Raw genomic sequence first — 25,871 nt, 5'->3', positions numbered from 1 at the left:
TTACATTTAAATAATTATTGTTAATATTGATGCATTCTATTAACTTATGCCTATAGTAGCTTAATTAAATAGAGGCTCAATTAATATAGTTCAAGTTGCTTTGAATATTATTAAAAACTATTTACACAGCTTCTGTGATAATCCTCATGACTGAAAACATTATAAAGAGTTATTAATTATATTTCCTAAAAAAAACGTATGAAATCATTTACCCCCCCTTCAAGAACTCTTATGGGTCCTGGCCCTTCAGATGTTCATCCAAGAATCCTTAATGCAATGGCAAAAACAACCATTGGCCATCTAGACCCTGCTTTTATTGACATGATGGATGAAATTAAAGAGATGCTTCAGTATGCCTACATGACTGATAATGCATTAACAATGCCAATATCAGCGCCTGGTTCAGCTGGAATGGAGGCCTGCTTTGTAAATCTTGTAGAGCCTGGAGATAAAGTTATAGTTTGTATCAACGGTGTCTTTGGGTCAAGAATGAGAGAAAATGTAACTCGAATTGGTGGCCAAGCAATAATCATTGAGGATGACTGGGGAGCACCCGTTAGCCCTCAAAAACTTGAGCAGTGCTTGACTGAAAATCCTGATACTAAAATTGTTGCATTTGTTCATGCAGAAACTTCAACGGGTGCCTTGTCGGATGCAAAATTACTTTGTGAGATTGCCAATAAGCATAATTGCTTAACTATTGTTGATGCAGTGACCTCACTAGTAGGCTCCGAGTTAAGAGTAGATGACTGGGGTATTGACGCAATTTATTCAGGATCTCAAAAATGTCTTTCTGCTATGCCAGGGTTGTCACCAGTTAGCTTTAGTGAAAAAGCAGTACATAAAATTAGTAATCGAAAAACGCCTGTAACAAGCTGGTTTTTGGATCTTAATTTAGTGATGGGTTATTGGGGTAAAGGTTCAAAGCGTGCATATCACCATACAGCTCCAGTAAATACTCTATATGGCCTTCATGAATCTTTAGTTATGCTTTGCGAGGAGGGACTTGAAAATTCATGGGATCGACACCAACAAAATCACCAGTTACTTAGAGATGGCTTAAGTGAACTTGGTATTAGTTACTTGGTCGAAAAGTCCAGCAGACTGCCTCAGCTTAATAGTGTGTTCATTCCTGAAGGAGCAAATGACGCTGAAATTCGCACCACTTTATTAAATGATTACAATATGGAAATCGGCGCTGGCCTTGGTAATTTGGCAGGAAAGATATGGCGAATTGGATTAATGGGCTATACTTCAAGAAAAGAGAATATAGAACTTTGTTTGTCCGCACTAAAAAAGACGTTATAGGCCTTTAGCTTTCCCGATCTTTAATTTTTGCTAAAAGCACTTCATCGGTCTCAACCCTGTCAGGATCTGGGAGACAACAATCAACTGGGCATACCTCTACGCACTGTGGTGTATCAAAATGCCCTACACACTCAGTACAAAGATCGCCATCGATTTCGTAGATCTCTTCGCCCATATAAATAGCCTCGTTCGGACATTCAGGAACACAGACATCACAATTAATGCATTCATCTGTAATTAGCAAAGACATAAACGATCCTCAAGTTAAATAATAATTTAATACAACAAATCCAGCTGTATCCTCTATTTATTAGATGAGTATTTTAACGTATCAGAGTAAAAATAAAGATGATTTTGGGTATCATTAATCATTTTATTTCTAGGGTTATTATGAGAGTTCTTTTAGTTGTTTTTTCATTATTATTTTCTTCTATGTCATTAGCTGCAACTAATGATGGAATTTATGCATATTTGCAGACCAATAAAGGAAAAATAGTTGTTGAGCTGGCTTATAAAAAAGCGCCGTTAACTGTAATCAACTTTATTGCATTATCAGAAGGCACTAAAAAAAGTAACAAGGATTTTGGCGTTCCTTTTTATGATGGCATTTCTTTTCATAGAGTGATAGATGACTTCATGATTCAAGGTGGCGACCCTAAAGGAGATGGAACTGGTGGCCCTGGGTATCGATTTGCAGATGAATTTACCGATTTAATGCATGACAAACCTGGAATCCTATCAATGGCTAACTCTGGACCAGCAACGAATGGATCACAATTTTTTATTACTCATGTGCCAACTCCATGGCTAGATGGCAAGCACACCGTTTTTGGTCATGTCGTTGAGGGCATGGACGTTGTAAATTCCATTCAAAAAGGTGATACTTTGGAAACTGTAAAAATTGAGCGTGTTGGTGATGATGCAAATGAATTTATTGCTAATGAGGGCTCATTTAATAATCTACTAGCTCAAGCAAATGAAGGAATTATTGCGCAACAAGCCTTGCGACAAGTTGACTTTGAAGACTTTGCTACTTCCACTTATCCAGATGCCAGAAAAAATGATTTAGGTTACTTCACAAGAATTAATAAGGAAGGTGATGGTAATCTAGCAAATCAAGGTCAGCTTGTTTCAGTAGATATAGCATTAAAAGCAAATAGTGGGCAAATAATGCGCGCGCCAGGAAGTGCAATTGACTTCACGCTTGGAAGTGGTGAGATAATTAGAATTATTGAGGAAAACACTCAAGCAATGTCCATTGGAGAAGAGCGCACTATTATTGCAACCTATGAATATGTATTTGGTGACGCTCCAAGTGGCAACATACCTCAAGACTCATTCATAATATTTGAGCTAATTCTGATTTCTGCAATGGATAAATAATAATGTTTTTAGAAATATTAAGCTTTCTTTCCACATTAGATACTGGCTTTAATGTTCTAAGCTATTTAACTGTAAGGGCTGTATTTGCTATGATGACCGCCCTTCTTATTACACTAGTTCTTGGCAAATGGATTATTGCAAAACTTCAGCATTATCAAATTGGTCAAGTGATTCGCAATGATGGCCCAGAAACTCACCTAGAAAAAGCAGGGACTCCAACTATGGGAGGAATTCTAATACTTTTTGCTTTTTTTATGAGTGTTCTTATTTGGGGAGATTGGGACAACCCATTCCTCTGGATAGTAATTGTTACAGCTCTTCTTTTTAGCTCAATTGGCTTTATCGATGACTATCTAAAAATTAAAAAACAAAACTCAGATGGTCTAAGTCGAAGACAAAAAATTCTAGCGCAGTCGATTAGCTCAATATTAATTTGTGTGTGGCTACTCAGCTTAAATTCTAAAACTATTGGCGCAGAGCTATTGATTCCATTCTTCAAAGACCTTATTATTCCGCTTAATGCGCTTGCTTTTTTAATTATTGGCTGGTTTGCACTTGTTGGAAGCTCAAATTCTGTCAATCTTACAGATGGCCTAGATGGTTTAGCAATAATGCCTGTTATTTTAATCAGTGGAGCACTTGCAGTTTTTGCTTATATTGGGGGAAATTATAACTTCTCAGGCTACCTTAATATGCCATTCATGCCAGGAACAGGTGAAATATTTGTACTATGCGCAGCATTAGTAGGAGCTGGCTTTGGCTTTCTTTGGTTTAATACCTACCCAGCTGAAATATTTATGGGTGACACTGGATCACTCTCTTTAGGTGCAATTTTAGGTGTTATTGCTATTATTGTTCACCAGGAGATACTGTTAATTCTAATGGGCGGTATATTTGTTGCTGAGACCTTATCAGTAATTATCCAAATAGCCTACTTTAAGAGCACTCAAAAAAGAATCTTTTTAATGGCGCCACTGCATCATCACTATGAAAAAAAAGGACTTAAAGAACCAAAAATTATTGTGAGGTTTTGGATTATTACCCTGATTTTGGTTTTAATTAGTTTAGCTAGCATAAAGATTCGATAATGTTGATTGTTTACGCACTGTAAAATACCGATTCATGAGTATAAAATCAGACACGTGGATTCGTAAAATGTCCCTAGAAAATGGGATGATTCATCCGTTTGAGCCAAAACAAGTTCGACAATCAAACGATCAAAAAATAATCTCTTATGGCACCTCTAGCTATGGCTATGATGTTCGCTGCTCAACTGAATTCAAAATATTTACCAATATCAATCACAATATTGTTGATCCTAAAAATTTTAACGCCAAAAGCTTTGTTGAAATTGATTCAGATGAGTGCATTATTCCTCCAAATTCTTTTGCACTCGCAAGAACAGTCGAGTACTTTAAAATTCCTCGCTCTACGCTAGTTATTTGCCTTGGGAAGTCCACTTATGCAAGGTGCGGTATTATTGTTAATGTCACTCCACTTGAACCAGAATGGGAAGGACACGTAACACTAGAGTTTTCTAATACAACGCCTTTGCCTGCAAAAATATATGCCAACGAGGGAGTTGCTCAAATGCTCTTTTTTGAGTCTGATGAGGTATGTGAAACTTCATATAAAGATAGAGACGGAAAATACCAAGGCCAAACTGGCGTAACTTTACCAAAGGCTTAGGCAATATGTCTGAAACCTCCATACGTCGCACTTTTGCGATCATTTCACATCCCGATGCTGGCAAGACTACAGTTACTGAAAAGTTACTCCTTTATGGTGGAGCTATTAAAACAGCTGGAAGCGTAAAGGCAAGAAAAGCTGATAGTCATGCTACAAGCGACTGGATGGAAATGGAGAAGGAAAGAGGCATCTCTATTACTTCATCTGTGATGCAGTTTCCATATAATAATCACATTATTAATCTACTAGATACACCTGGACACGAAGACTTTTCTGAGGATACCTACCGCACTCTAACTGCTGTGGACTCTGCTTTAATGGTTATTGATGTAGCCAAAGGTGTTGAGCAAAGAACAATTAAATTAATGGAAGTATGCAGACTTCGTGATACGCCAATCATAACCTTTATCAATAAGATGGACCGCGAAGGACGTGAACCTATTGATCTTCTGGATGAAGTTGAATCTGTATTAAATATCGAATGCTCGCCTATCACATGGCCAATTGGTATGGGAAAGGGTTTTAAAGGAGTTTTTCACCTGCTTGAAAACAAAGTTTATTTGTTTGAAAGTGGTAAAAATGCAAATATTGGTGACAACACAATTATCGAGGGAATTGATAATCCTGAATTAGATAAAATACTGGGTGAAGATCTTGCAAAAGAAGCCCGAGAAGAAATTGAACTCGTTAGTGGAACAACAAACCCTTTCAATTTAAATGATTTTCTTGAGGGTAAACAGACGCCCGTATTTTTTGGATCAGCAATCAACAATTTTGGCATCGAAAACTTACTAGATGGGTTTATTAAATATGCCCCTTTACCTCAAAGCAGACAATGTGATACTAGAAATGTATCTCCTGAAGAAGCAAAACTGACTGGATTTATCTTTAAAATTCAGGCAAATATGGACCCCAAACATCATGACAGATTAGCCTTTATGCGAATTGTAAGTGGTGAATATCAAAAAGGAATGAAGGTCCTTCAAGTTCCAACAGGTAAGCAGATTAAAATTGCAAACGCTGTAACCTTTATGTCTCGTGAAAGGAGCTCAACTGAAGTGGCCTATGCTGGCGATGTTATAGGTATTCATAATCATGGCGGCATAAGTATTGGAGATACATTCACTCAAGGCGAGAAGATTAACTTCCAAGGCATCCCTAACTTTGCTCCAGAGCTTTTTAGAAGAGCACAGCTCAAAGACCCTCTCAAAGCTAAGGCATTACAAAAAGGGCTTGATCAGCTTTCAGAAGAAGGAGCAACTCAAGTATTCAGACCCATTTCTAATAACTCACAAATTTTAGGGGCTGTAGGTATTTTACAATTTGATGTTGTTGCTCATAGACTCAAATATGAGTACGGAGTTGATTGTCAATTCGAAACGATAAATGTAGCAACGGCAAGATGGGTTACTGGCCTCGATAAAGATATCGACCAGCTCAAAATAAAAGCCGGGAATAATGTAGCAATTGATAGCGCAGGAATGCTTTCTTATTTAGCCCCAAGCATGGTAAATCTTCAGCTTACAATCGAGCGCCACCCAGACTTAACCTTTAGCTCTACAAGAGAGCATTGATTCTTAAGCTTCTAATGGCTTAACAACTTCAGCTATATCTTTCTTATTTAAATAGCCTACAACTGAGCCACCTGAGTCTTGAACTATGCAGCAATCAGCATTTTCACGAAGCATCTCACATAAAGCAGAATCCACTGAATCCATCTCGTTAACGGTGATATTTGAAGAAGCTTTTGCTGGCTTCTGATCAGTCATCACAGATTTTGTTTGCAGGACATGAGAGCGATTTACTTTTTTAACAAAATCCCTAACATAATCATCAGCAGGAGTCATTATAATTTCCTGAGTTGTTCCATGCTGAACCAGCTCACCACCATTAAGAATAGCAATACGGTCTCCAATCTTAAGTGCCTCCTCAAGATCATGAGTAATAAATACAATAGTCTTGTGGAGTTCTTTTTGGAGTTCTAGCAATAAATCTTGCATATCACTTCGAATGAGCGGATCAAGCGCACTAAAAGCCTCATCCATCATTAAAATTTCAGTATCGCACGTTAAAGCTCTCGCTAAACCAACACGCTGCTGCATTCCACCAGAAAGCTGCGATGGATAACGATCCTCATAGCCAGATAAGCCTACGCGATCAATCCATTTCTTAGCTCTTTTTACTGCTTCATCACCCTTTACTCCTTGCAAATGAACGCCTAAACAAACATTATCCATAATCGTTTTATGGGGAAGGAGCGCAAAGCTTTGAAATACCATTGCAGTTTTTTGTTGTCTAAATTTACGAAGTTTTTCCATAGGCATTTGTATTACATCTTCACCGCCAATAATAACTGAACCTGCAGTAGGCTCAATAAGTCGATTAATATGACGAATAAGTGTAGATTTACCAGAACCAGAAAGGCCCATAATTACTTCAATATTTTTATTGGCTAAATCAAGATTAATATTACTTAAACCAAGAACATGCTTATGTTCCTTAAGGAGATCATCCTTGGTCATGCCATTATCAACATGCTTTAAAACGGAGTTTGCCTTTGGCCCAAAAATTTTAGTTAGATTTGTGATCTTAATTTTAATATCTTGCGTCATAGAACATCTCCAGAACGGTGTTTTTGAATTCGAGTTCCAAACGCTTGCGAAACCCTATCAAAGATTACTGCTAAAGCAACTATCGCCAATCCGTTAAGCAGTCCAAGTGACAAATACTGATTTTGAACAGCCTGAAGCACAGGAAGGCCTAACCCAGTAACTCCAATCATTGAGGCAATTACAACCATTGATAATGCCATCATAATTGTTTGGTTTACTCCCGCAAAAATATTTGGGAGTGCCAATGGAATTTGAACCATAAATAATCGCTGTCTATAGGTGGCGCCAAATGCATCAGCAGCCTCCATTGCCTCCCTGTTGACTAAACGAATACCTAAATTTGTCAACCTTACAATAGGTGGCATTGCATAAATACAAACTGCAATTAAACCAGGTACTTTACCAATACCAAGCAGCATAACTACTGGTATAAGGTAAACAAAGGATGGAATCGTTTGCATAATATCAAGTATTGGAGTAATCATAGATTGTGCCCTATCAGACCGGGACATCCATATTCCCAAAGGGATTCCTAAAGTTAAACATAGCAAAGTAGCGGCAGAAATCATTGTTACAGTAGAAATCATCGGAGTCCACATACCAAAGAATCCTATAGCAAAGAATGCTAATATAACACCAATAGTAACTTTCATACTCCTAGATCCAAGCCAAGCTAAAATACCAGCAATTGCTAGAAATAATGGCCATGGAGTTGCAAGTAATAATTGTTCAAATTGAGCCAAAAAATATAAAAGTGGATCAAAAATTTTCTCCATCGTACTGCCAACATCCCTACTAAAGTCTTTAAATGCACTATCTACGCACTGACGTGAATTCATCATTACATCATGCGATATAGCTTGTGCATTATTTATAAAGATGGAGAGATCAGAAGAATTAATTGTATTGTCAATAGTAGCAGTTAAGTTAATAAAATAATCTATTTGAGAAGCAGGATCAAGAGACTGAACAGTTTCGAATTGAAACTCCAAATCATTAGATAAATCACCTATTACTGCTGACAAGCTCTCAGGATCTTGTGGGCGAATTGACATGTAAGTCCTTTCTAGTCTTGACACCTCATTGTCAATACTTTTTACTAAGTTAGCTTTAATTTCGCTATAACTACCATTATTAAATTGAGCTGCTAATTCATTCACTTTACTACTAAGTGCAGTTGCGTTATTAACAATTGGCATAAGGGCATTTTCCACTACACTTACATTAGTCCTTAATGATGCCTCTATAACAGCTTGTGAAAGTATTTCAGGATTATCAACATGCTGCAGAAGCTTAGATATAGCGTCATAATTACCATACATATCTTGAACCTTTGTATCCGTTGCAAGACTCAAATCATTCAAATTTAAAACCATCTTTTCAGACCCTGAAAAAATTTTGAATTGTGGTGCAGAAGAATTTATAATCTCCCTTAATTTAGAGAGTTGCTCAAGATGGCTTTTAACCTCATAAATAGAACTTAGTGAGTCAACATTATTAGCAAGACTACTAATTTGAATATTTATTGAATCCACTTGAGAACTTACATCATTGATAAATGAAGAGCTGTATAACTCAGCTTTTTCAATATAATTTTGGGTTAATATTTCAATATTATTAAGAAATTGATTTGCATTATTATTGCTATTAAGATAGCCAGCATTTTGAGTAGCATCTTTCAAAAACGATTCTAAATTCTTATACAAAGCCACAACTTCGGTATGTGAAGAAATTGAATTTACACTCTGACTCAACTCGTTTAGTGAGTTATTGAAATTTTGATACTTTAACTCAACTATAGAGTTAAATTGACCACTAAGTTCAGTGGTTTTTTGTTCAAGGTTATATGATAATAATTGAACCTTTTCAAAAAATTGTGACGAATCATTTATTTGCGTCAACGGGTTTGAATCTTTAGTAAATTCTTTTAAGGATTCACCTCTATCAACTGATCTTTTAGTAAGCGATGCAAACTTTTCCGTAATTGTGACAAGCTGTGAGTAATCAGTTGCAGTTAATGTTTCAGTTGCTAAATCATCAGCCCTTTTAATATTTGCTTGAATAAAATTTAGATCTTTATTTGCGACCCGTAAATCTGCAATCTCAACTGCTGTTGGTAAACAATCTAAGATGCTTTGTTGAGGTACAGATCTAATTGCCATAATTACTCCAAAATAAAAAAAAAAATTGCCCGTAGTTTTGAGCGCTACAGGCAATTAGTTGTTTCTATTCAAACTTATTTACTAACTACATTGCAGCTTCAACGTTAGCAGCAACATCAGCACTTACCCAAGTCTTCCATATTTCAGGATAAGTCTGTAGGAAATGAGTTGTAGCATCTGCACCACCAGCCTGATTAGCATCCATCCAGACAAGCATAGCATTCATAACATCACCAGGATAGGTACGTGCTGCAAAATAATCCATTGCCGCAGGTGGAGCCTGATAGAAGAAATGATCACTTACCAATGTGTTAACGCGTGACTCTGTCCATCCAGATGGCTGAGGATCAGCACATAAATCTGCAGCCAGCGCTACACATCCATTCCAGTTATCATCTCCTGCAAAAGGACCTAGATCAACTTTCTTCAGGTCATATTTTCCAATAATCGTAGTTGGAGACCAGTAGTAACCAAACCATGGCTCACCCTGCTCACCTGCTCTAACGATATCAGCATCAAGACCCGCTGCAGAACCAGGATCAAGTAGCTTCCATCCTTTAGCTTCCATATCATGGGCTCTAAAAAGATTAATACTTGCTAATTGACAACCCCAACCTGCTGGACATCCCATAAAAGCGCCCTTAGAAGGGTCCTCTTTGTCTGGAAATAAGTCAGGACGAGCAATTACAGCTTCAATTGTAGTCAACTCTGGATTTGCATCACGTGTTATAGGGTCCATAAACCAACCCTCTCCTAAACCACTCATCGGTGCAGGGTTAGCAACTTTGATTCTACCAGCAGCTACTGCACTATCTACTAGTGTAGCCATTGCATTTGACCATACTTCAGGTGCGACATCAGGTTTACCTGTAGCATCCATTGATGCCCAAGTAGTCATCGTTGCACCAACCACTAGCTCAGTTTCACAGCCCATAGCTGTTAACATTGCAGCATCAACGTTAGCCATAAGCGAAGCTGATCCCCAATTCATATCAGCGATTTGCATTTTTCCACATGCAGCATTTGCAGAAGTGCTAAGCAATAATGCTCCAGCGACTGCTCCAAATAACTTAGTGGTAAATTTAATATTCATATTTATTTCTCCTAAGGATTAATTGTAAATAGATAAAATAGAGTGAAATAATTCAAACTCAAGCAGAATTATAGCAACAGAGAGCATGGTACGTAATGTTTTTTTTATTTTTTATCAAAATTAAAAACAACAATTCACAATGAGCTATTTTTTAAAATTCACATAATATATCAAAATAAACCCTGCTTTCTTCCTACTCATCTTCTTGAGTATCATCGTTTGCCAGAGGAGGAGAATCATCTTCTACTTGATTTTCACCTTCTGCTAATGGAGCGCCGTCAACCTCTAATTGATTTTCGCCCTCTTCTTCATCATCTGTTTCCGCTATTTTAGCTACTGAAACTAATTTTTCATCATCAGCAATGTTAATTAAAGTAACGCCCTGAGTATTCCTTCCAATAATTGAAACATCAACTGCTCTTGCCCTAACTAGGGTACCTTTATTGGAAATTAGCATCATTTCATCTTCATCAGTAACCTGTATAGCGCCAACTACTTCACCATTTCTATCCGATGTTTTTATTGAAATAACACCTGATCCACCTCTTGCTTGAGAGCGATATGCATCCAATTGAGTTCTCTTACCATAACCTTTTTCAGTTGCTGTAAGAATAGGGTCGTCTGACTCAGCAACTATCAAGGAGACTACTTGATCCTTATCAGCTAAACGTATTCCTCTAACTCCTATGGCCGTTCTTCCAACAGAGCGGACATCAGACTCTTTAAAACGGATAGATTTTCCTGCTGAAGAGAAAAGCAGGATATCATGCTCACCAGCAGTAATTTCTACACCAACTAGCTTGTCATCATCTCTCAGTTCAATTGCAATAATGCCGCCGTTTCTTGGACGTGAAAAGTTTTTAAGTGAGGTTTTTTTACATGTGCCTGAACTGGTAACCATAAACACGAACTGATCGTCAGTAAACTCTTTGACTGGCAATATTGCATTTATCGACTCATCCTTCTCTAAAGGAAGTAGGTTAATGATTGGTTTTCCTCTTGAAATTCTCGATGCCATTGGCAATTCATAAACTTTTAGCCAGTGCACTCTTCCTCTAGATGAGAAGCACAAAACTGTGTCATGCGAGTTCGCTACAAATAGTTGATCTACAAAATCCTCATCTTTCATCTTAGTGGCAGCTTTACCCTTGCCACCTCTTCTCTGAGCTTGATAATCACTAAGAGATTGAGCCTTAACATAACCTCCATGAGATAGAGTTACTACTCTATCTTCTTGAGCAATTAAATCTTCAAGTGTTAGGTCGATTTTATTCTCAATAATCTCAGTAATTCGAGGAGCACCAAAATTGTCTCGAATTTCAGTGATTTCTTGACGAATTACGTCCATTAATTGGTCTGGATTTTGAAGAATATCAAGTAAATTTTTGATTTCCTCTAGTAACCCATTAAATTCATTAAATATTTTATCCTTTTCAAGACCCGTTAATCTATGTAGTCTTAAATCAAGAATAGCTTGCGCTTGTTTTTCTGATAATTGATAATCTCCATTCTTTTGGAGGCCAAGATCAGCGCCTAAATCTTGAGGCTTGAACTGAGCCATGTCTCTATCACCAATAAGCTCTTGAATAACTGACCCCTTCCAGACTCTCGCAACTAAGCCTTCTTTTGCCTCACTAGGATTCTGCGCAGCCTTTATCAGGGCAATTACCTCATCAATATTAAAAAGAGCAACAGATAGCCCCTCCAATAAATGTGCTCGATCTTTTGCCTTGTTAAGCTCAAAAATAGAGCGGCGAGTTACTATCTCTCTTCTATGTGCAATAAACGCGCTCAAGATAGACTTTAGATTCATTAATTTTGGCATGCCTTTGTCAATTGCAACCATGTTGATACCAAAAACAGTTTGCATTTCGGTTAGCTTGTATAGGTTATTAAGCATCACCTCAGGAACTTCTCCCCTCCTAAGCTCAACTACCATGCGCATACCATCTTTATCTGACTCATCTCTAAGACCAGTTATTCCATCAATTTTTTTGTCTTTAACAAGCTCTGCAATTTTAGTAATGAGTCTTGCTTTATTAACTTGGTAAGGGAGCTCTGTTACAACAATACTTAATTTATCTTCGCCTTCAACATGCGATCTTGAGCGCATATAAATCTTTCCCTTACCAGTCTCATAAGCTTCACGTATACCAGAGGCGCCATTAATTATTCCTGCTGTAGGAAAATCAGGTCCAGGCATAATTTCTAAAAGCTCATCAATAGTTATATCTTCATTATCAATAAATCGAAGGCAAGCCTCAGTAACTTCAGTTGGGTTATGTGGTGGGATATTTGTGGCCATTCCCACAGCAATACCTGAAGAGCCATTCACCAATAAAGTGGGAACGCGAGTAGGCAATACTGAAGGCTCACTTTCAGAGCCGTCATAGTTATCAATAAAGTCTACTGTTTCTTTATCTAGGTCTCTTAAAAGTTCATGTGAAAGCTTTGTCATGCGTATTTCTGTATACCGCATAGCAGCTGCTCGGTCTCCATCTACTGAGCCAAAGTTTCCTTGGCCATCTACTAGGATGCATCTCATCGAAAATGGCTGAGCCATTCTTACGATTGTGTCATAAACTGCTGTGTCACCATGAGGGTGATACTTACCAATTACATCACCCACAATTCGAGCAGATTTTTTATAAGATTTATTGTAATCATTACCAAGAACTTCCATGGCATAAAGAACGCGTCTATGAACTGGCTTTAAGCCGTCTCTAACATCAGGCAAAGCCCTTCCCACAATTACGCTCATTGCGTACTCCAGATAAGAGTCACGCATCTCGTCTTCTATAGTAACTATTGGGAACTTTTGCTCGAGAATTTCATTAGAATCGATATCGTCAGACATACAATAAACCTATAAAAATAACTAAATTTAATTGTACCCTAGATGAGGTAAAAACACACCAATAATTTGGGTCTTTTTGAAGGCTAAAAACTACAAAAAATCCCTAAGAATTTCGCGCTTTTATAGATTTTGCAAGGTCTCTTAAAAGAGTTTCTGTATCGTCCCATCCAATACAGCTATCGGTAATACTAACGCCGTACTTTAAAGATGGCAATGGTCCAACTTTTTGGTTACCCTCATTGATATGAGATTCAATCATTACACCAAAGATTGACTCTGATCCCTCTTCAATCTGAGCTGCAATATTTGCGCCTACTTTTAATTGATTTTTAAACTGCTTCTCAGAGTTTGCATGAGAGAAATCTACCATAACTTTAGAAACTAACCCTTTTTCTTTTAACTTTTCACAGGTACTTTCAATATGTTCTTTAGAATAATTTGGCCCATCTTTCCCACCTCTAAGAATGATGTGGGCCGTATCATTGCCTAAAGAAGTAAAGTGGCTAATACCCCCATCCTTGTTCACTGACAAGAGATGATGAGGACTATTAGCAGACTGAATTGCATCAAAAGCAATTTCTAAAGAACCACCTGTACCATTCTTAAAGCCAACAGGGCAAGATAACGCTGACGCTAACTCCCTATGAGATTGGCTCTCAGTTGTTCTAGCACCTATAGCACCCCAAGAAATCAAATCAGATAAGTATTGCGGCGTTAAAACATCTAAGTACTCAACACCAACTGGTATATTGATTTCACCTAGATCAACTAGAAGTTTCCTCGCAGTCTCAAGACCTTTATCAATATCAAAACTTTCATCTAGATATGGATCATTAATTAAACCCTTCCAGCCAACTGTTGTTCTTGGCTTTTCAAAATACACACGCATAACTATCAACAAATCTTCAGATAGCTCTTCTTTTAATTTAAGTAGATTATTTGCATACTCCATTGCTGCCTTAGTGTCATGAATTGAGCACGGGCCAACAAGAACCATAAGGCGGTTATCATTGCCATATAGAATATTTTTGATAGCATTTCTAGAGCTTACAACTCCTGATGCAGCTTTTTCAGATAGAGGTAATTTCTCTATAAGAGCATTAGGCGACACCATCGGCGCACTAGATACAATTCGAACATTATCAGTATTATGATGCATAAACCTTACTTCTGATTTGTAATAACAGCATATGCAGAGTGATTATGGATTGACTCAAAGTTTTCTGACTCTAAAGAGTAATAATTAATTTTATCATCAGCATTTAATTCAACAGCAATATCTCTTACTATATCTTCAACAAAAGCAGGATTTTCATAAGCCCTCTCAGTAACAACTTTTTCATCATCACGCTTAAGTATGGCATAAAGCTCACTTGATGCTTTTTGCTCAGCTAAATCAATTAAATCTTCAAGAAAAACAACTGATCCCTCAGAAGGTTTTGCTTCGATAGTTATATGAGATCTTTGATTGTGGGCACCATATTCAGAAATACTCTTAGAACATGGGCACAAACTAGTAACTGGAACCACAACTTTCACAGACATGTCTGCCTTACCATCAACAATATTACCAATTAAGGTTGCCTGATAATCAAGCAAACTTTGAACACCAGATGATGGAGCTGATTTTTTTCGAAAAAATGGAAAATCTACTACGATGCAAGCACTTGTAGAATCAAGTTTTTCAGCAACCGTTTGAACAAGATCCATAAAACTTTCAACACTAAAGCTGCATTCTTTAGCATTTAAGATTTCAATAAATCTAGACATATGAGTTCCCTTTACATTCTCTGGAAGCCTCACTGTCATTGTAAAATTAGCAACTGATGGATGCGTTTCTTTAGCTTTATTTATAAAGCTAATTGGATGCAAAATATCTTTAATTCCAACTTGATTAATAACAATATTACGAAGATCTTTAATGTTTTGAGTATCAGGGAGTAGTGTATTTTTCATTATTTATTATTCCGAATAAGTAACCGCAGACCTAGGTGTTTCCCAGATCATAACTTCTTTAACCTTGACATCTTTGTTGGTAATTAACAAGGCAATTTCATCAAAAAAATATTTAGCAATATTTTCAGCAGTAGGGTTTAGAACATCAAAAGGCTTTATCTCATTTAAATATTGGTGATCCAGCCTTTTAACCACCAACTTCGTTTGTTTTTTAATTTCACGAAAATCTATTGCAATACCAGAATCATCAAGAACTTCTGAACATACAGAAACTTCCACTTGCCAGTTATGGCCATGAAGTCTTGCACAATCACCAGGATAATCTCTGAGTGAATGGGCGGATGCAAAGTCTGTAACAATTTTTAGGACGAACATATTCGGAAAAATTGATAAAAAAATATGGATTATACCTATTAGATTATAAATTACCAACTTCATGAACTATGAAATTAACCCGGTAGATACTAAGTGTAAAGCTTTTTGAGCTATATTTAACTGTAACTAATCAACAGCTTCAATGCTATCAACTTTTTTGAAAACGCCTGGAAGAATTAAACCTTTGCGTGCGCGATGGCTTACAAAATTAACTAGCTCTTCAAAAGAGTATTTTTTATGTTTCTTTCCGTATTGAACTCTTAATTTTTGATTATCTTTAATAGCACAAACACCAATAACAAACTCTTCTCGATCAATGAAGTCCTTATTTGCAATCTGAATAAGTTTATTACCCTTTCCTTTAGAAAGATGTGGCAATTCAGATATTGGAAAAATCAACAATCTAGCTCTATTAGTAGCTACTGCAACATAATGATTATCAACATCTTCAACCATAGCAAGCCTATTTGCTCTTGCATGTTTTGATAATGTAATTAGATGTTTGCCAGATTTAGTTTTTGAATTTAAATTACCTAAGGTTGACACAAAACCATAGCCAGAGTCTGACGAGAGAATTACAGCTTGTTCATCTTTTCCCATAACTACATCTATAAATTCGGCGCCTAATGGAGGTGTTAATTTTCCAGTTAGGGGCTCTCCCTGGCCCCTAGCACTAGGAAGGCTGTTAGCCAGTATAGAATATGACCTTCCTGTAGAGTCAATAAAAAATGCCATTTGATTACTTCTACCTTTGGCGTCTTTTAAGTATGTGTCTCCTGACTTGTAGTTAAGTGAAGAGGAGTCAATTTCATGACCTTTAGCGGCTTTAACCCAGCCTTTTTCACTCAGAACAACAGTAACATTTTCAGCCGGAATCATGTCTTGGTCATTAAATGCCTGAGCAGAAGAGACATCAGAAATAATTTGACAGCGTCTTTTGTCTCCAAACTCCTCAAGGATTACTCTTAGTTCTTTTTTGATATAAGTCTTAAGCCTTGTTTCACTTGAAAGCAAAAGTTCAATTGACTTTCGCTCTTTTCCAAGCTCATCTGCCTCACTTTTAATTTTAACTTCTTCAAGTTTAGCTAGGTGACGCAACTTTAATTCTAATATCGCTTCGGCCTGTATTTCACTGATTTTGAATTGCTCAATTAAAACAGGCTTGGGTTTCTCTTCACGGCGAATGATTGCAATAACCTCATCAATATTAAGATAAGCTATCAGTAAGCCATCAAGAATATGCAGCCGATCTAAAATTTTATCCAATCGAGATTGGAGTCTATTAACAACAACCTGCATTCTAAATTCTAGCCACTCTTTAAGTAAAGGAATCAATGGCTTTACTTGAGGCTTACCATTTAAACCAATAACATTCATATTGACTCGATAGTTTTTCTCAAGATCCGTAGTTGCAAATAAATGAAGCATTAATTGCTCACAATCGACTCTATTAGACCTTGGAACAATTACTAATCGAGTTGGATTTTCATGGTCTGACTCATCGCGAAGATCCTCAACCAATGGAAGTTTTTTATTGCGCATCTGAGCAGCAATTTGAGTGATAACCTTAGCCCCTGATGTCTGGTAGGGAAGAGACTCAATAACAATTTCTCCATCCTCTTTAATATAGCCAGCCCTCATTTTGACTGAGCCGTTTCCAGTTTCATACATTTGGCGGAGGTCTTCTTTTGAACTAACAATATAAGCATCCGTTGGATAGTCTGGAGCTGGAATAATCTGCATAAGTTCATCAAGCTCAGTTGAAGGTTTTTCTAGTAGCTGAATACACGCAGCTATAACCTCCAGAAGATTGTGTGGCGGGACGTCAGTTGCCATACCAACAGCAATTCCAGATGTTCCATTAAGCAGTAAATTTGGCACCTGAGCAGGAAGTTGAAGGGGCTCTTGAATGGTGCCATCAAAATTATCAGTCCAGCTTACTGTGCCTTTATTAATTTCAGCAAGAAGTAAATCTGCATAAGGCGATAATTTAGACTCTGTATAACGCATCGCTGCAAAAGATTTAGGGTCGTCTGGCGCCCCCCAGTTACCCTGTCCATCAATAAATGGATAGCGATAAGAAAAAGGCTGAGCCATTAAGACCATTGCTTCATAGCACGCACTATCACCATGAGGATGAAATTTACCTAAGACGTCACCAACAGTTCTGGCAGATTTTTTAAATTTTGCAGTCGATTTCAGTCCAAGCTCACTCATCGCATAAATGATTCTTCTTTGGACTGGCTTTAAACCATCTCCAATAAAGGGTAGCGCACGATCGAGTATGACATACATTGAGTAATCAAGATAAGCGCGCTCACTATATTCTCCAACGCTTTGTCGCTCAATGCCGTTTTGGCTCATTCTTTCCTTAGTTTATATTTCGAAAATTTAACTCAAAAAAGAGTTAGAGTTGGCGTTATTTTAATTCAACTCTGAACCCGTTTAAGATTAATTATTTATCTTCCTTAAAAGGCCTAACCTGGAGGCCAATTCAACTGTCTTCCACCCAAGCAATGAAGGTGTATATGAAATACACTTTGACAGCCATCACTATTACAATTCATTACAAGTCTATAACCACTTTCAGAAAATCCACGCTCTTTAGCAATCATAACAGCAGTAGTATTTAGTTTGCCAAGTAGAGCCTCATCAGTCGCATCATTCGGTGTAGAAATATGTTCTTTCGGTATTACTAAAAAATGCTCAGGAGCTTGTGCATTTACATCCTTAAAAGCCAACACTTTGTCATCTTCATAAAGTTTTTCAGCAGGTATATCGCCCTTAATAATTGAGCAAAAAATACAATTTTTCATAGTTCAGTTTTTTATATCTTTCAAATTCTATTATTAAAGATACACTAGAAGAACATATAATTAATAATTAATAATTAATAAGGTCAGGCTATATGCTCTCCACTAAAACTCTAGACACACTCTTTAGAACAGCACGCAGTCATAAGGGATGGTTAAATAAAGATATTACTAATGATCAAATTCATCAAATTTATGATTTACTAAAATTTGCACCAACCTCTGGAAATTGCTGTCCTGCAAGATTTACATTTATCCAAACTGCTGAAGCAAAAAATAGAATCAAACCATCCTTAGATGAGGGAAATATTGAAAAAACCATGAATGCTCCATCTGTAGTAATCATCAGCTATGATAATAAATTTTATGAATCACTGCCAACCCTATCTCCACATAATGATGCCAAATCTTTTTACGAAGGCAAAGATAAAATAATAAAAAATACTGCGGAATTTAACTCAGTGCTCCAAGGCGCATACTTTATTATTGCAGCTCGCTCTATAGGTCTTGATTGCTGTCCAATGCTTGGATTTAACAAGGAGATACTAAATCAGGAATTCTTCCCAGATAATAAGAATAAAGCTATTTTTATTTGTGGAATTGGTTATGGAGATGACTCAAAACTTCGTCCCCGAGCACCACGGCTAAATTTTGAAGAAGCCTGTAACATTATATAAACACTAACTCAAAATAATATTTAAAAAATTGTTACCAGTATTTAGGGTAACTTCTATTTTTAGATAGGTTGTTATAAAGAAGTGCTACCATTACGATTAATACAGAGCCTATGAGGGTTGGCATCCACAAGAAATCCCAAGAACCTATAATCATCGGGTCATTATTAGCGCCTAATAAAAAAACGATAAAAGGATTAGATCCTGCTGGTGGATGAGGCACTCTTAAGATCTGCATTGCTGCAATCGCTAATGCCAATGCAATTGCCATACTCCACCAATCTGAACTCACTAAATGAAAAAAGATTAGCCCAATAAGAGTTGTCACAAAGTGACCAAAAATAACATTTCGAGGCTGGGCAAATGGCGAGTCAGGAAGCACAAATAAAACAAAGATTGATGCTCCAAATGAACCCATAATAATTGGCTCATTTGTGTAATAGGCTAAAAAACCAACTACACAGGCCGCAAAAAATGCGCCTAAAGAAATAAAGCTTATTTCTTTGAATGATGGTCTTGGTGGAATGGATGCCGGAGAACCTTTAAGCTTAGTAAGATAAGACATAGTCCATCCTATGAGAAAAAATAAATAAATTATATATTATTTACTTACTTTAATAAAAATCAAATAATACTTATAATATTAAAAGAAAATTTAAACTAACATTGTTAAGGAGTTAATCTGATGAATAGGTTGATGGGTAAGAAAGTTTTGATAACAGCTGCTGGACAAGGTATGGGACGCGCAGCTGCAATCGCTATGGCTAATGAAGGTGCTAAGGTTTTTGCGACAGATATAAATACAGATGCTTTAGAAACTCTATCTGCAGAAAATAAAGAAATTAAAACTTTTGAGTTGGATGTTATGGATCCAGATGCAATTGCTAAAGCTCCAGAAAAAACAGGGCCTTTGACTACCTTATTTAATTGTGCAGGGTTTGTTCATAATGGCACTATTTTGGATATGTCTGATGATGACTGGGACTTTTCCTTTACATTAAATGTTAGATCCCAATTCCGTCTTATCAGAGCCTACTTACCTGGAATGCTAGAAAAAAAAGATGGGTCTATTATTAATATGGCATCTGTAGCCTCATCAATAAAGGGCGCTCCAAACCGCTGCCTTTATGGCTCCACAAAGGCTGCTATTCTAGGACTCACGCGTGCTGTAGCTGCTGATTATGTTAGTGAGGGTATAAGATGTAATGCACTTTGCCCAGGAACAATATTGACACCTTCTATAGAACAAAGAATGCATGATAGTGGAGACTATGAAAAATCAAGAAAAGAGTTTTTAGCCCGCCAACCAATTGGTAGGTTTGCTTCTGCAGAAGAGGTTACAGGTATTCTTATTCACCTTGCAAGTGATGACTCAAAATTCACTACAGGTACCTTTCAGATTGTGGATGGTGGATGGAGTCTTTAGTAAAAATCATATAAAAAAAATGGATAAAAAAAATAAAATTGGATTCATTGGTGCTGGAATTATGGGCCAAGGTATGGTTCAAAATCTACTTAAAGCTGGTAATGAGGTAAGTATTATTGCTAATAAAAATAGGCGCCCTATCGAAGAGCTTGTGGCATTAGGCGCGATGGAGATGACGTCATTATCTGATATGGTAAGTTGCTGCAATAGCTTCATTTTATGTCTTCCAAGTTCAAAAATTGCAATCTCAGTATGTGATGAGTTATTTCCCTTACTTTCTCCAGGAACTCTAATTATTGACTGTACAACCAATGAATTAGTATCAGTAGAGGAGTTGGGCAAAAATGCAAAAAAAGCAAAACTAAAATATGTTGAGGCACCTCTTACGGGTGGTCAAAAACAGTCATGGGATGCTATGCTGGGAGCAATAGTTGGATGCGATGAGGGTGATTTTAAAATTGCTAGTAATATTCTTAAACCCTGTTGTGCTCAAATTGAGTGGCTCGGTGAGCTGGGGATGGGAGCAAAAACTAAACTCGTCTCTAACTTTCTAGCACTTGGTACCGCAACTTTGGTTGTTGAGGCAATGAGAGCAGCAAATAAGCTTGGAGTTGATTGGGAGAAATTTTATAAACTTGCATCACAAGGTTCTGGGCATTCAATGAGCCTAGATCGAATCGCACCCAAGGCAATTACAGGTTCGCATGATGGCTATGTTTTTACTATTGCTAATACGGTTAAAGATATGGAATATATATCAGATCTTTTGAAAGATCAGCCTGATGCTTCTGCTATTACTAAGGTATTTTTAGAAATTTATAAAAATGCAGCAAATGCAGGAATGCAGGACTCATTCTTAAGTGCTCGACTTGAACATAAGTAGCTTTATCTTAAATGGAAAGAACTGAAATCATACTATTTATATAGTTACTTGAAATAAACATAATTGACAGTTTATACCTTCTTGAGTGTTGTACTCTGAAGTGTGTCGTTCAATTTGAATCCATAACCCAGAATTTTCTAGATCTCTAATAATTTTTTCATAGGGCGATGCCTCCCATTCTTGTTTTCGAACAGTAAAACTTATATAACCTCCACTTTTAGTTATTCTTATGATCTCATTAAGAGCTCCAGGACCTACATGACCACATGTGAAAGTACCTGCACAAATAACTGCATCAAAAGTATCATCTTCAAAATCAAGTTTTTGAGTTAAATCACCTAGACTTAGTGATTGATAAACATTTTTTTTAAGCGCCCTATTGAGCATTTCCTGTGAAAAATCTATGCCAACAATATTTTTATAGCTTTTGTTGAAAAGAATATGACCAACTAGTCCTGTTCCACAACCTGCATCTAAAATTTTAGCTTTTTTATTATCTAGATATCTAAGTAAAATTTCAGTTGTGACAAGATGCCCAACGTAACCAGCCAATTGAATAACGTCATGCTCATAGTCATCCCAATTTTTATAAAGCTCTCCTAATTCATCTAAATTTGACACATGCAATGTTTTAAAAATTGTAGGAATCATATTTTTAGTATTTTTCATCAAATTCTCAATATAAGGCGAATATCAGCTAGCTAAGTATTAATATTCCCTCCCTCACAGATGAAACGAAGTTTGGACTTTAGTTTCAGTTGATATAAACTTATTTAGCTTAACATGGATACTTAAGATTTCAAAAAATATTTTAAATGGGGGAATTCAGCCAATTAGGCAGCTCATCATTAACAAAACCACTTAAAGCAGCCATTACACAGTCACTCAAACTTCCAAACCGTATATTTCGCCCTGTCAAACCCTCACCATAGTGAGCATATTTTCCAGAATTAGTAATTAATGATTGTGTCTTTGATGGAAAAACTGGTTCAGTTATTGAGCACCAACAAATATCAGGGACAACTTGAACTCCTAATTTTGAAAGTTGATTTAAATTCCCGTGATCTCTTAATTTTGCAAGAGTTTCTCGCCCAACAGTCAAAATAGTTGGAACAATAACAGTTTGATTTTTTTCCAATAATAATTTTAAAAACTTCATGCACTCGGCAAAAGATGCGTGCGGACTCCCAATAGCAACTAGATCTATCTTGTTATTTCCAGTATTGAATTTTTGCCACAAATTTAACAAATCATTAGGCATTATAGTTGTAGAAATAGCATCTTGAGTGCTTGGCAATTCACCTTCTGGCGTATGCCCTTTAATATGTAGCATCGGAGATGCAGATGTTGTACCAAATGCTGCACATAAAGCTTTTAAATCATCATTACTCAGTGAAATATCTTCAAGGCCAATTAATACTGGAATTCCATTTGGTGATTTATAGCCAGCCAACCAACCTATCATTGGCCAGATAGACTCATCAAATTTCGAAGGTAATGATATTCTAATTTCACAGTTAGGCTTTCGATTCTCTTCTAAATAAACACCAGTATTCGGAGTACGCCCAGTCATTGCTATGAATAAATCTAAATAATCTGGATGCTTCTGGGTGCGAGCTCCAATTACAGAATTTGCATAAACAACAGCATTTGACTCAGACCATCCAATAACTTCGTCTCTAATTGGTTTTTCACTTAAAAGATAAGGCGCACATGTAAATGTAGGATGAGCACCCATTTTGACATATGCATCAGCAAGTCGGCTAGCTTTATTACCCAGTTCAGGAGCTACACCTTGTGATTTCCAATTATCCCTGTCCACTGAGATTGCATTCATTGTAGTTGGAATAATAACACGTGCACCCATATCCAGCATTTTTTCTGCAAAATTGAGATTAGCATCATGCGCTAAGATACAACCATCAATATGACCTCTAGAAACATCGATTAATTTATCAGCATTTTGAGAAGAAGCCATCAAACATAATATTTCCATTGCAATTTTTGTGGCTTTACCGTGATTGCCAGTCAACATTTTTTTATCTGACTTATTCAAGTAAATTCTACTTAAATCAGGCTGACATAAATTAATTAAAGTACTTGAGAAATATAATTTGAGATTATCAATTTTTGCAGATTTCTGTAAAGATAATAAATTATAAATTTTCGGCTTCAGACGTAATATGGCAATTTTTTTGTTAAACAGTCTTTCAGCAATCATTGCCCCAAGAGTTAAAATATCTTCAGTTTCTCTAAATATAAGTGCAGCTGGTGCATTTCCATTTTGCGCAAGCTGCAGCAATACCCCACTTCCACTGCATGACCCTCGGGAAGTTGGCATTAATACAATTTTTCCAGAAAGCTGCTCCCCACAATTAGGATGATGAATATCAATAATTACTCCTGTATCAGGATCAACACCCCCCCAGAAACTCACCCCTTCATTACAAACTACAACATCACCTTCCACATTATTTTGTACAAAAATAATGGCTTCGTTATTGGAAAGTTTTTCCATCGATAAACTCCGGTAAGTAGTTAAGCTCTATGTTTTAACTTTTGATAGAAACTTTTGTAGATATTTAGATTTTGGAGATCCAAATAGTTTTTCAGCTTGGTTTATTTCTTCAATCTTACCTTCGTGAAAAAATGCTACCCTATCAGAGACCTCACGAGCAAATCCCATTTCATGGGTCACACAAATCATCGTCATTCCCTCATCAGCAAGAAGTCTAATAGTGTCAAGAACCTCTCCAACAAGCTCAGGATCTAGAGCAGATGTTGCTTCATCAAATAACATGCATTTAGGCTCCATTGCTAGTGCTCGTGCAATAGCAAGACGTTGCTGCTGCCCGCCTGATAATGCTGAAGGGTATTGCGAAAGCTTATCACCCAGACCAACGTGACGGAGTTGCTTTTCAGCAATTTCTAGAGCGTCTGATTTAGAGAGTTTACTTACTATTTTAGGAGCTAGGGCTACATTTTCAAGGACTGTTAAATGAGGAAAGCTGTTCCATTGTTGGAACACCATACCCATATTTTGGCGAACTGAGTTAAGGTTTGTATCACTTGCATGAACATCGATATCATCTACGATGATTTGCCCTTTTTGAATGGGTTCAAGCCCATTAATACAGTAAAGTAATGTTGATTTACCTGAGCCTGAGGAGCCTATCACACTTAAGACTTCTCCTTTTGGTACTTCAAGATCAATGCCCTTTAATACTTCAAGTTCACCATATTGTTTATGTAGGTTAGTAATTTTAATCATTCAGACCACCTTTGTTCAAGTCGAGTAGCATAATAAGAAATTGGATAAGATAAAGCAAAATAGAAGGCACCAGCAATCGATAGAACGAGGATAGCTTCTTGGGTTCGAGTCATAAGTATTTGGGAGGCCTTTAAAAGCTCTACATATCCAAGTATTGATACTAGTGCACTATCCTTTAAAACCCCTAGTGCAACTCCAACCCAAGCAGGCAATACAGCGCGAAGACCAATTGGCCAAACAACATAGCGCAAATCTTGCCAATAGTTCATACCTAAACTTCGTGCTGCTCGCCTCATTGGGATTCCAACTGCCTCAATTCCAGCTCTAGCTACGTTTGCAACATAGGCTGAGGTATATACAGTAAGAACAATTAATCCTGCTTCAAAGGGATTAAGTCTGAGGCCAATAATTGGCGCAAAATTAAAAAATAAAACTAGTTGAATAATTAATGGAACTGAGCGAAAAATATCTAGTACTGTTCCAAGCGTAAATGCTAATAATCTTGATACACTGAGAGCTAAACCTAAAAATATTCCAAAAATAGATCCAATACTGATTGCCCAAAAAGAAATCCATAGAGTCCTTAAAGCCGCTTCACCAAGAAACCATAAATCATTAGGGCCGAATCCAGAAAAATAAGTTGCTGCTGATTCCATTAATAGACTCTTAGTATTTAAAAAGACGATTTGCCATTAATCTTGATGCACCAAGAATAATTTTAACAAGAACGTAGTAAATTACTGCTGTAACTGCAAAATATTCGAAAATTCGATAAGTTTTAGATGCAAAGAATTGTGTTTCGCCTGAAAGCTCACGAAATCCAACTAACATACCTAGGGAGGACATTAAAACTGCCCAAACCATTTGGTTGGTCATAGGATGGTAAACAATTCGCAGAACTTGAGGAATGATAATTCTAGTGTAAGTTTGGAAACTGTTCATTCCAAGACTTAGTGAGGCTTTTATTTGGGTATCTGGAATAGCATTAAATCCACCACGAAAATTTTCAGCTAAATAACCAGCATTATTAAATGTTAAGCCCATCAATACTATAAGAAATGGACTAAAGTGAATTCCAAATGCGCCGAGCCCAAATCCAAAGAAAAATAATTGTAATAGTGCTGGAGTATTTCGAGCCAACTCAATCCAAGAAACAGCAAACCATTTTAATGGTCCTGTCATGTTAATTCTGATGAGAGAGAGTGCTAGTCCAAATAATATGCCCAAAATCATTGAAAGAATTGCAACTTCCAAAGTTAATACTGCTGATTGTAATAAATCAGGAAGGGTCTTGAAGACTGGTCTCCAATGGAAATTATAATCCATAAATGACTTTTAAAAAAATGGCCGGCAAGCCGGCCATATTAAA

General features: G+C 36.8%; 24 protein-coding genes. 8 read left to right on the top strand and 16 right to left on the bottom strand.

The features are described 5' to 3' along the window. Positions 1-198: 198 nt before the first annotated feature. The gene (locus AC5YGD_RS02565; protein WP_496141994.1) at positions 199-1,308 is read left to right on the top strand and encodes an aminotransferase class V-fold PLP-dependent enzyme; all 1,110 of its coding nucleotides are present in this window, start codon (positions 199-201) and stop codon (positions 1,306-1,308) included. Positions 1,309-1,312: 4 nt separating this feature from the next. Here AC5YGD_RS02565 and AC5YGD_RS02560 read toward each other — a convergent pair whose 3' ends face one another. After that, a complete protein-coding gene (locus tag AC5YGD_RS02560; protein ID WP_271537370.1) occupies positions 1,313-1,558 on the bottom strand; it encodes a YfhL family 4Fe-4S dicluster ferredoxin in 246 nt (81 codons plus the stop codon). 140 nt (positions 1,559-1,698) lie between these two features. Between AC5YGD_RS02560 and AC5YGD_RS02555 the strand changes: the two genes are divergently transcribed. The 4 genes from AC5YGD_RS02555 to AC5YGD_RS02540 are packed head-to-tail and all read left to right on the top strand — an operon-like array spanning position 1,699 to position 5,954. Beyond that, positions 1,699-2,691, top strand: coding sequence for a peptidylprolyl isomerase (locus AC5YGD_RS02555; protein WP_496141992.1), 993 nt, complete (start codon positions 1,699-1,701; stop codon positions 2,689-2,691). A gap of 2 nt (positions 2,692-2,693) precedes the next feature. Next, positions 2,694-3,779, top strand: coding sequence for a phospho-N-acetylmuramoyl-pentapeptide-transferase (gene mraY / locus AC5YGD_RS02550; RefSeq protein ID WP_496141991.1), 1,086 nt, complete (start codon positions 2,694-2,696; stop codon positions 3,777-3,779). 34 nt (positions 3,780-3,813) lie between these two features. After that, positions 3,814-4,380: a dCTP deaminase gene (gene dcd, locus AC5YGD_RS02545; protein ID WP_496141990.1), complete on the top strand. Its 567-nt coding sequence runs from the start codon at positions 3,814-3,816 to the stop codon at positions 4,378-4,380. 5 nt (positions 4,381-4,385) lie between these two features. Further along, positions 4,386-5,954, top strand: a complete 1,569-nt coding sequence (locus AC5YGD_RS02540; RefSeq protein WP_496141989.1) for a peptide chain release factor 3 — start codon at positions 4,386-4,388, stop codon at positions 5,952-5,954. Between the two features lie 3 nt (positions 5,955-5,957). On the opposite strand, the gene AC5YGD_RS02535 is transcribed toward AC5YGD_RS02540, so the two are convergent. The 9 genes from AC5YGD_RS02535 to AC5YGD_RS02495 form a co-directional block, all read right to left on the bottom strand. Beyond that, on the bottom strand, positions 5,958-6,992 hold the full coding sequence (locus AC5YGD_RS02535; protein ID WP_496141988.1) for a betaine/proline/choline family ABC transporter ATP-binding protein: 1,035 nt from the start codon (positions 6,990-6,992) through the stop codon (positions 5,958-5,960). Continuing rightward, positions 6,989-9,154, bottom strand: coding sequence for an ABC transporter permease subunit (locus tag AC5YGD_RS02530; protein ID WP_496141986.1), 2,166 nt, complete (start codon positions 9,152-9,154; stop codon positions 6,989-6,991). Before AC5YGD_RS02530 ends, AC5YGD_RS02535 begins: the two co-directional genes overlap by 4 nt. Positions 9,155-9,239: 85 nt before the next feature. Continuing rightward, a complete protein-coding gene (locus AC5YGD_RS02525) occupies positions 9,240-10,247 on the bottom strand; it encodes a glycine betaine ABC transporter substrate-binding protein (protein ID WP_496141985.1) in 1,008 nt (335 codons plus the stop codon). 193 nt (positions 10,248-10,440) lie between these two features. Further along, a complete protein-coding gene (gene gyrA / locus AC5YGD_RS02520; protein WP_496141984.1) occupies positions 10,441-13,104 on the bottom strand; it encodes a DNA gyrase subunit A in 2,664 nt (887 codons plus the stop codon). A gap of 103 nt (positions 13,105-13,207) precedes the next feature. Further along, complete coding sequence (locus tag AC5YGD_RS02515; protein WP_496141983.1) at positions 13,208-14,263, bottom strand: 3-deoxy-7-phosphoheptulonate synthase; 1,056 nt, start codon at positions 14,261-14,263, stop codon at positions 13,208-13,210. A gap of 5 nt (positions 14,264-14,268) precedes the next feature. Continuing rightward, positions 14,269-15,060 (bottom strand): GTP cyclohydrolase FolE2, encoded by a 792-nt coding sequence (gene folE2 / locus AC5YGD_RS02510; protein WP_496141982.1) that lies wholly within the window; start codon positions 15,058-15,060, stop codon positions 14,269-14,271. A gap of 6 nt (positions 15,061-15,066) precedes the next feature. Then, complete coding sequence (gene queD, locus AC5YGD_RS02505) at positions 15,067-15,435, bottom strand: 6-carboxytetrahydropterin synthase QueD (protein WP_496141981.1); 369 nt, start codon at positions 15,433-15,435, stop codon at positions 15,067-15,069. A 126-nt stretch (positions 15,436-15,561) separates the two neighbouring features. Further along, positions 15,562-17,799, bottom strand: a complete 2,238-nt coding sequence (parC, locus tag AC5YGD_RS02500) for a DNA topoisomerase IV subunit A (RefSeq protein ID WP_496141980.1) — start codon at positions 17,797-17,799, stop codon at positions 15,562-15,564. A gap of 113 nt (positions 17,800-17,912) precedes the next feature. Next, the gene (locus AC5YGD_RS02495) at positions 17,913-18,251 is read right to left on the bottom strand and encodes an HIT domain-containing protein (RefSeq protein ID WP_496141979.1); all 339 of its coding nucleotides are present in this window, start codon (positions 18,249-18,251) and stop codon (positions 17,913-17,915) included. Between the two features lie 92 nt (positions 18,252-18,343). On the opposite strand from AC5YGD_RS02495, the gene AC5YGD_RS02490 reads away from it, so the two are divergent. After that, positions 18,344-18,925 carry a malonic semialdehyde reductase gene (locus AC5YGD_RS02490; protein ID WP_496141978.1) on the top strand — a complete coding sequence of 194 codons (582 nt, stop codon included), beginning with the start codon at positions 18,344-18,346 and terminating at the stop codon, positions 18,923-18,925. 31 nt (positions 18,926-18,956) lie between these two features. Here the strand turns inward: AC5YGD_RS02490 and AC5YGD_RS02485 are convergent, their stop codons facing one another. Next, on the bottom strand, positions 18,957-19,487 hold the full coding sequence (locus tag AC5YGD_RS02485; RefSeq protein WP_496141977.1) for an HPP family protein: 531 nt from the start codon (positions 19,485-19,487) through the stop codon (positions 18,957-18,959). Positions 19,488-19,604: 117 nt separating this feature from the next. Here AC5YGD_RS02485 and AC5YGD_RS02480 point away from each other — a divergent pair, with 117 nt between their 5' ends. Together AC5YGD_RS02480 and AC5YGD_RS02475 are read left to right on the top strand one after the other, a co-directional pair. Continuing rightward, positions 19,605-20,348 (top strand): SDR family oxidoreductase, encoded by a 744-nt coding sequence (locus AC5YGD_RS02480; protein ID WP_416679516.1) that lies wholly within the window; start codon positions 19,605-19,607, stop codon positions 20,346-20,348. A 19-nt stretch (positions 20,349-20,367) separates the two neighbouring features. Further along, complete coding sequence (locus AC5YGD_RS02475) at positions 20,368-21,231, top strand: NAD(P)-binding domain-containing protein (RefSeq protein ID WP_496141976.1); 864 nt, start codon at positions 20,368-20,370, stop codon at positions 21,229-21,231. A 36-nt stretch (positions 21,232-21,267) separates the two neighbouring features. Here the strand turns inward: AC5YGD_RS02475 and AC5YGD_RS02470 are convergent, their stop codons facing one another. From AC5YGD_RS02470 to AC5YGD_RS02450, 5 genes are all read right to left on the bottom strand, one after another. Then, on the bottom strand, positions 21,268-21,900 hold the full coding sequence (locus AC5YGD_RS02470; RefSeq protein WP_496141975.1) for a methyltransferase domain-containing protein: 633 nt from the start codon (positions 21,898-21,900) through the stop codon (positions 21,268-21,270). Positions 21,901-22,042: 142 nt separating this feature from the next. Further along, positions 22,043-23,749, bottom strand: coding sequence for a cis-3-hydroxy-L-proline dehydratase (gene lhpI / locus AC5YGD_RS02465; RefSeq protein ID WP_496141974.1), 1,707 nt, complete (start codon positions 23,747-23,749; stop codon positions 22,043-22,045). Positions 23,750-23,776: 27 nt separating this feature from the next. After that, on the bottom strand, positions 23,777-24,502 hold the full coding sequence (locus tag AC5YGD_RS02460; RefSeq protein ID WP_496141973.1) for an ATP-binding cassette domain-containing protein: 726 nt from the start codon (positions 24,500-24,502) through the stop codon (positions 23,777-23,779). Next, a complete protein-coding gene (locus AC5YGD_RS02455; RefSeq protein WP_496141972.1) occupies positions 24,499-25,158 on the bottom strand; it encodes an ABC transporter permease subunit in 660 nt (219 codons plus the stop codon). The genes AC5YGD_RS02460 and AC5YGD_RS02455 overlap by 4 nt, the downstream gene beginning before the upstream one ends. A 10-nt stretch (positions 25,159-25,168) precedes the next feature. Then, positions 25,169-25,828: an amino acid ABC transporter permease gene (locus tag AC5YGD_RS02450; RefSeq protein ID WP_271541425.1), complete on the bottom strand. Its 660-nt coding sequence runs from the start codon at positions 25,826-25,828 to the stop codon at positions 25,169-25,171. Positions 25,829-25,871: the final 43 nt, after the last annotated feature.

This window comes from Candidatus Pseudothioglobus sp. uisw_070 (assembly GCF_059512545.2).
Note: the sequence above shows the minus strand (reverse complement) of the source record. Positions and strands in the feature narration are given on the sequence as shown.

Excerpts from the sequence above, each read along its gene's own strand:
- AC5YGD_RS02555 (WP_496141992.1), top strand. The coding sequence starts at position 1,699 with ATGAGAGTTCTTTTAGTTGTTTTTTCATTATTATTTTCTTCTATGTCA.
- AC5YGD_RS02495 (WP_496141979.1), bottom strand. The coding sequence starts at position 18,251 with ATGAAAAATTGTATTTTTTGCTCAATTATTAAGGGCGATATACCTGCT.
- AC5YGD_RS02565 (WP_496141994.1), top strand. The coding sequence starts at position 199 with ATGAAATCATTTACCCCCCCTTCAAGAACTCTTATGGGTCCTGGCCCT.
- AC5YGD_RS02540 (WP_496141989.1), top strand. The coding sequence starts at position 4,386 with ATGTCTGAAACCTCCATACGTCGCACTTTTGCGATCATTTCACATCCC.
- AC5YGD_RS02450 (WP_271541425.1), bottom strand. The coding sequence starts at position 25,828 with ATGGATTATAATTTCCATTGGAGACCAGTCTTCAAGACCCTTCCTGAT.
- mraY (WP_496141991.1), top strand. The coding sequence starts at position 2,694 with ATGTTTTTAGAAATATTAAGCTTTCTTTCCACATTAGATACTGGCTTT.
- AC5YGD_RS02525 (WP_496141985.1), bottom strand. The coding sequence starts at position 10,247 with ATGAATATTAAATTTACCACTAAGTTATTTGGAGCAGTCGCTGGAGCA.
- AC5YGD_RS02560 (WP_271537370.1), bottom strand. The coding sequence starts at position 1,558 with ATGTCTTTGCTAATTACAGATGAATGCATTAATTGTGATGTCTGTGTT.
- AC5YGD_RS02455 (WP_496141972.1), bottom strand. The coding sequence starts at position 25,158 with ATGGAATCAGCAGCAACTTATTTTTCTGGATTCGGCCCTAATGATTTA.
- AC5YGD_RS02535 (WP_496141988.1), bottom strand. The coding sequence starts at position 6,992 with ATGACGCAAGATATTAAAATTAAGATCACAAATCTAACTAAAATTTTT.
- AC5YGD_RS02515 (WP_496141983.1), bottom strand. The coding sequence starts at position 14,263 with ATGCATCATAATACTGATAATGTTCGAATTGTATCTAGTGCGCCGATG.
- AC5YGD_RS02490 (WP_496141978.1), top strand. The coding sequence starts at position 18,344 with ATGCTCTCCACTAAAACTCTAGACACACTCTTTAGAACAGCACGCAGT.
- dcd (WP_496141990.1), top strand. The coding sequence starts at position 3,814 with ATGAGTATAAAATCAGACACGTGGATTCGTAAAATGTCCCTAGAAAAT.
- AC5YGD_RS02530 (WP_496141986.1), bottom strand. The coding sequence starts at position 9,154 with ATGGCAATTAGATCTGTACCTCAACAAAGCATCTTAGATTGTTTACCA.
- gyrA (WP_496141984.1), bottom strand. The coding sequence starts at position 13,104 with ATGTCTGACGATATCGATTCTAATGAAATTCTCGAGCAAAAGTTCCCA.
- AC5YGD_RS02460 (WP_496141973.1), bottom strand. The coding sequence starts at position 24,502 with ATGATTAAAATTACTAACCTACATAAACAATATGGTGAACTTGAAGTA.
- AC5YGD_RS02485 (WP_496141977.1), bottom strand. The coding sequence starts at position 19,487 with ATGTCTTATCTTACTAAGCTTAAAGGTTCTCCGGCATCCATTCCACCA.
- lhpI (WP_496141974.1), bottom strand. The coding sequence starts at position 23,749 with ATGGAAAAACTTTCCAATAACGAAGCCATTATTTTTGTACAAAATAAT.
- AC5YGD_RS02475 (WP_496141976.1), top strand. The coding sequence starts at position 20,368 with ATGGATAAAAAAAATAAAATTGGATTCATTGGTGCTGGAATTATGGGC.
- AC5YGD_RS02470 (WP_496141975.1), bottom strand. The coding sequence starts at position 21,900 with ATGAAAAATACTAAAAATATGATTCCTACAATTTTTAAAACATTGCAT.
- queD (WP_496141981.1), bottom strand. The coding sequence starts at position 15,435 with ATGTTCGTCCTAAAAATTGTTACAGACTTTGCATCCGCCCATTCACTC.
- parC (WP_496141980.1), bottom strand. The coding sequence starts at position 17,799 with ATGAGCCAAAACGGCATTGAGCGACAAAGCGTTGGAGAATATAGTGAG.
- folE2 (WP_496141982.1), bottom strand. The coding sequence starts at position 15,060 with ATGAAAAATACACTACTCCCTGATACTCAAAACATTAAAGATCTTCGT.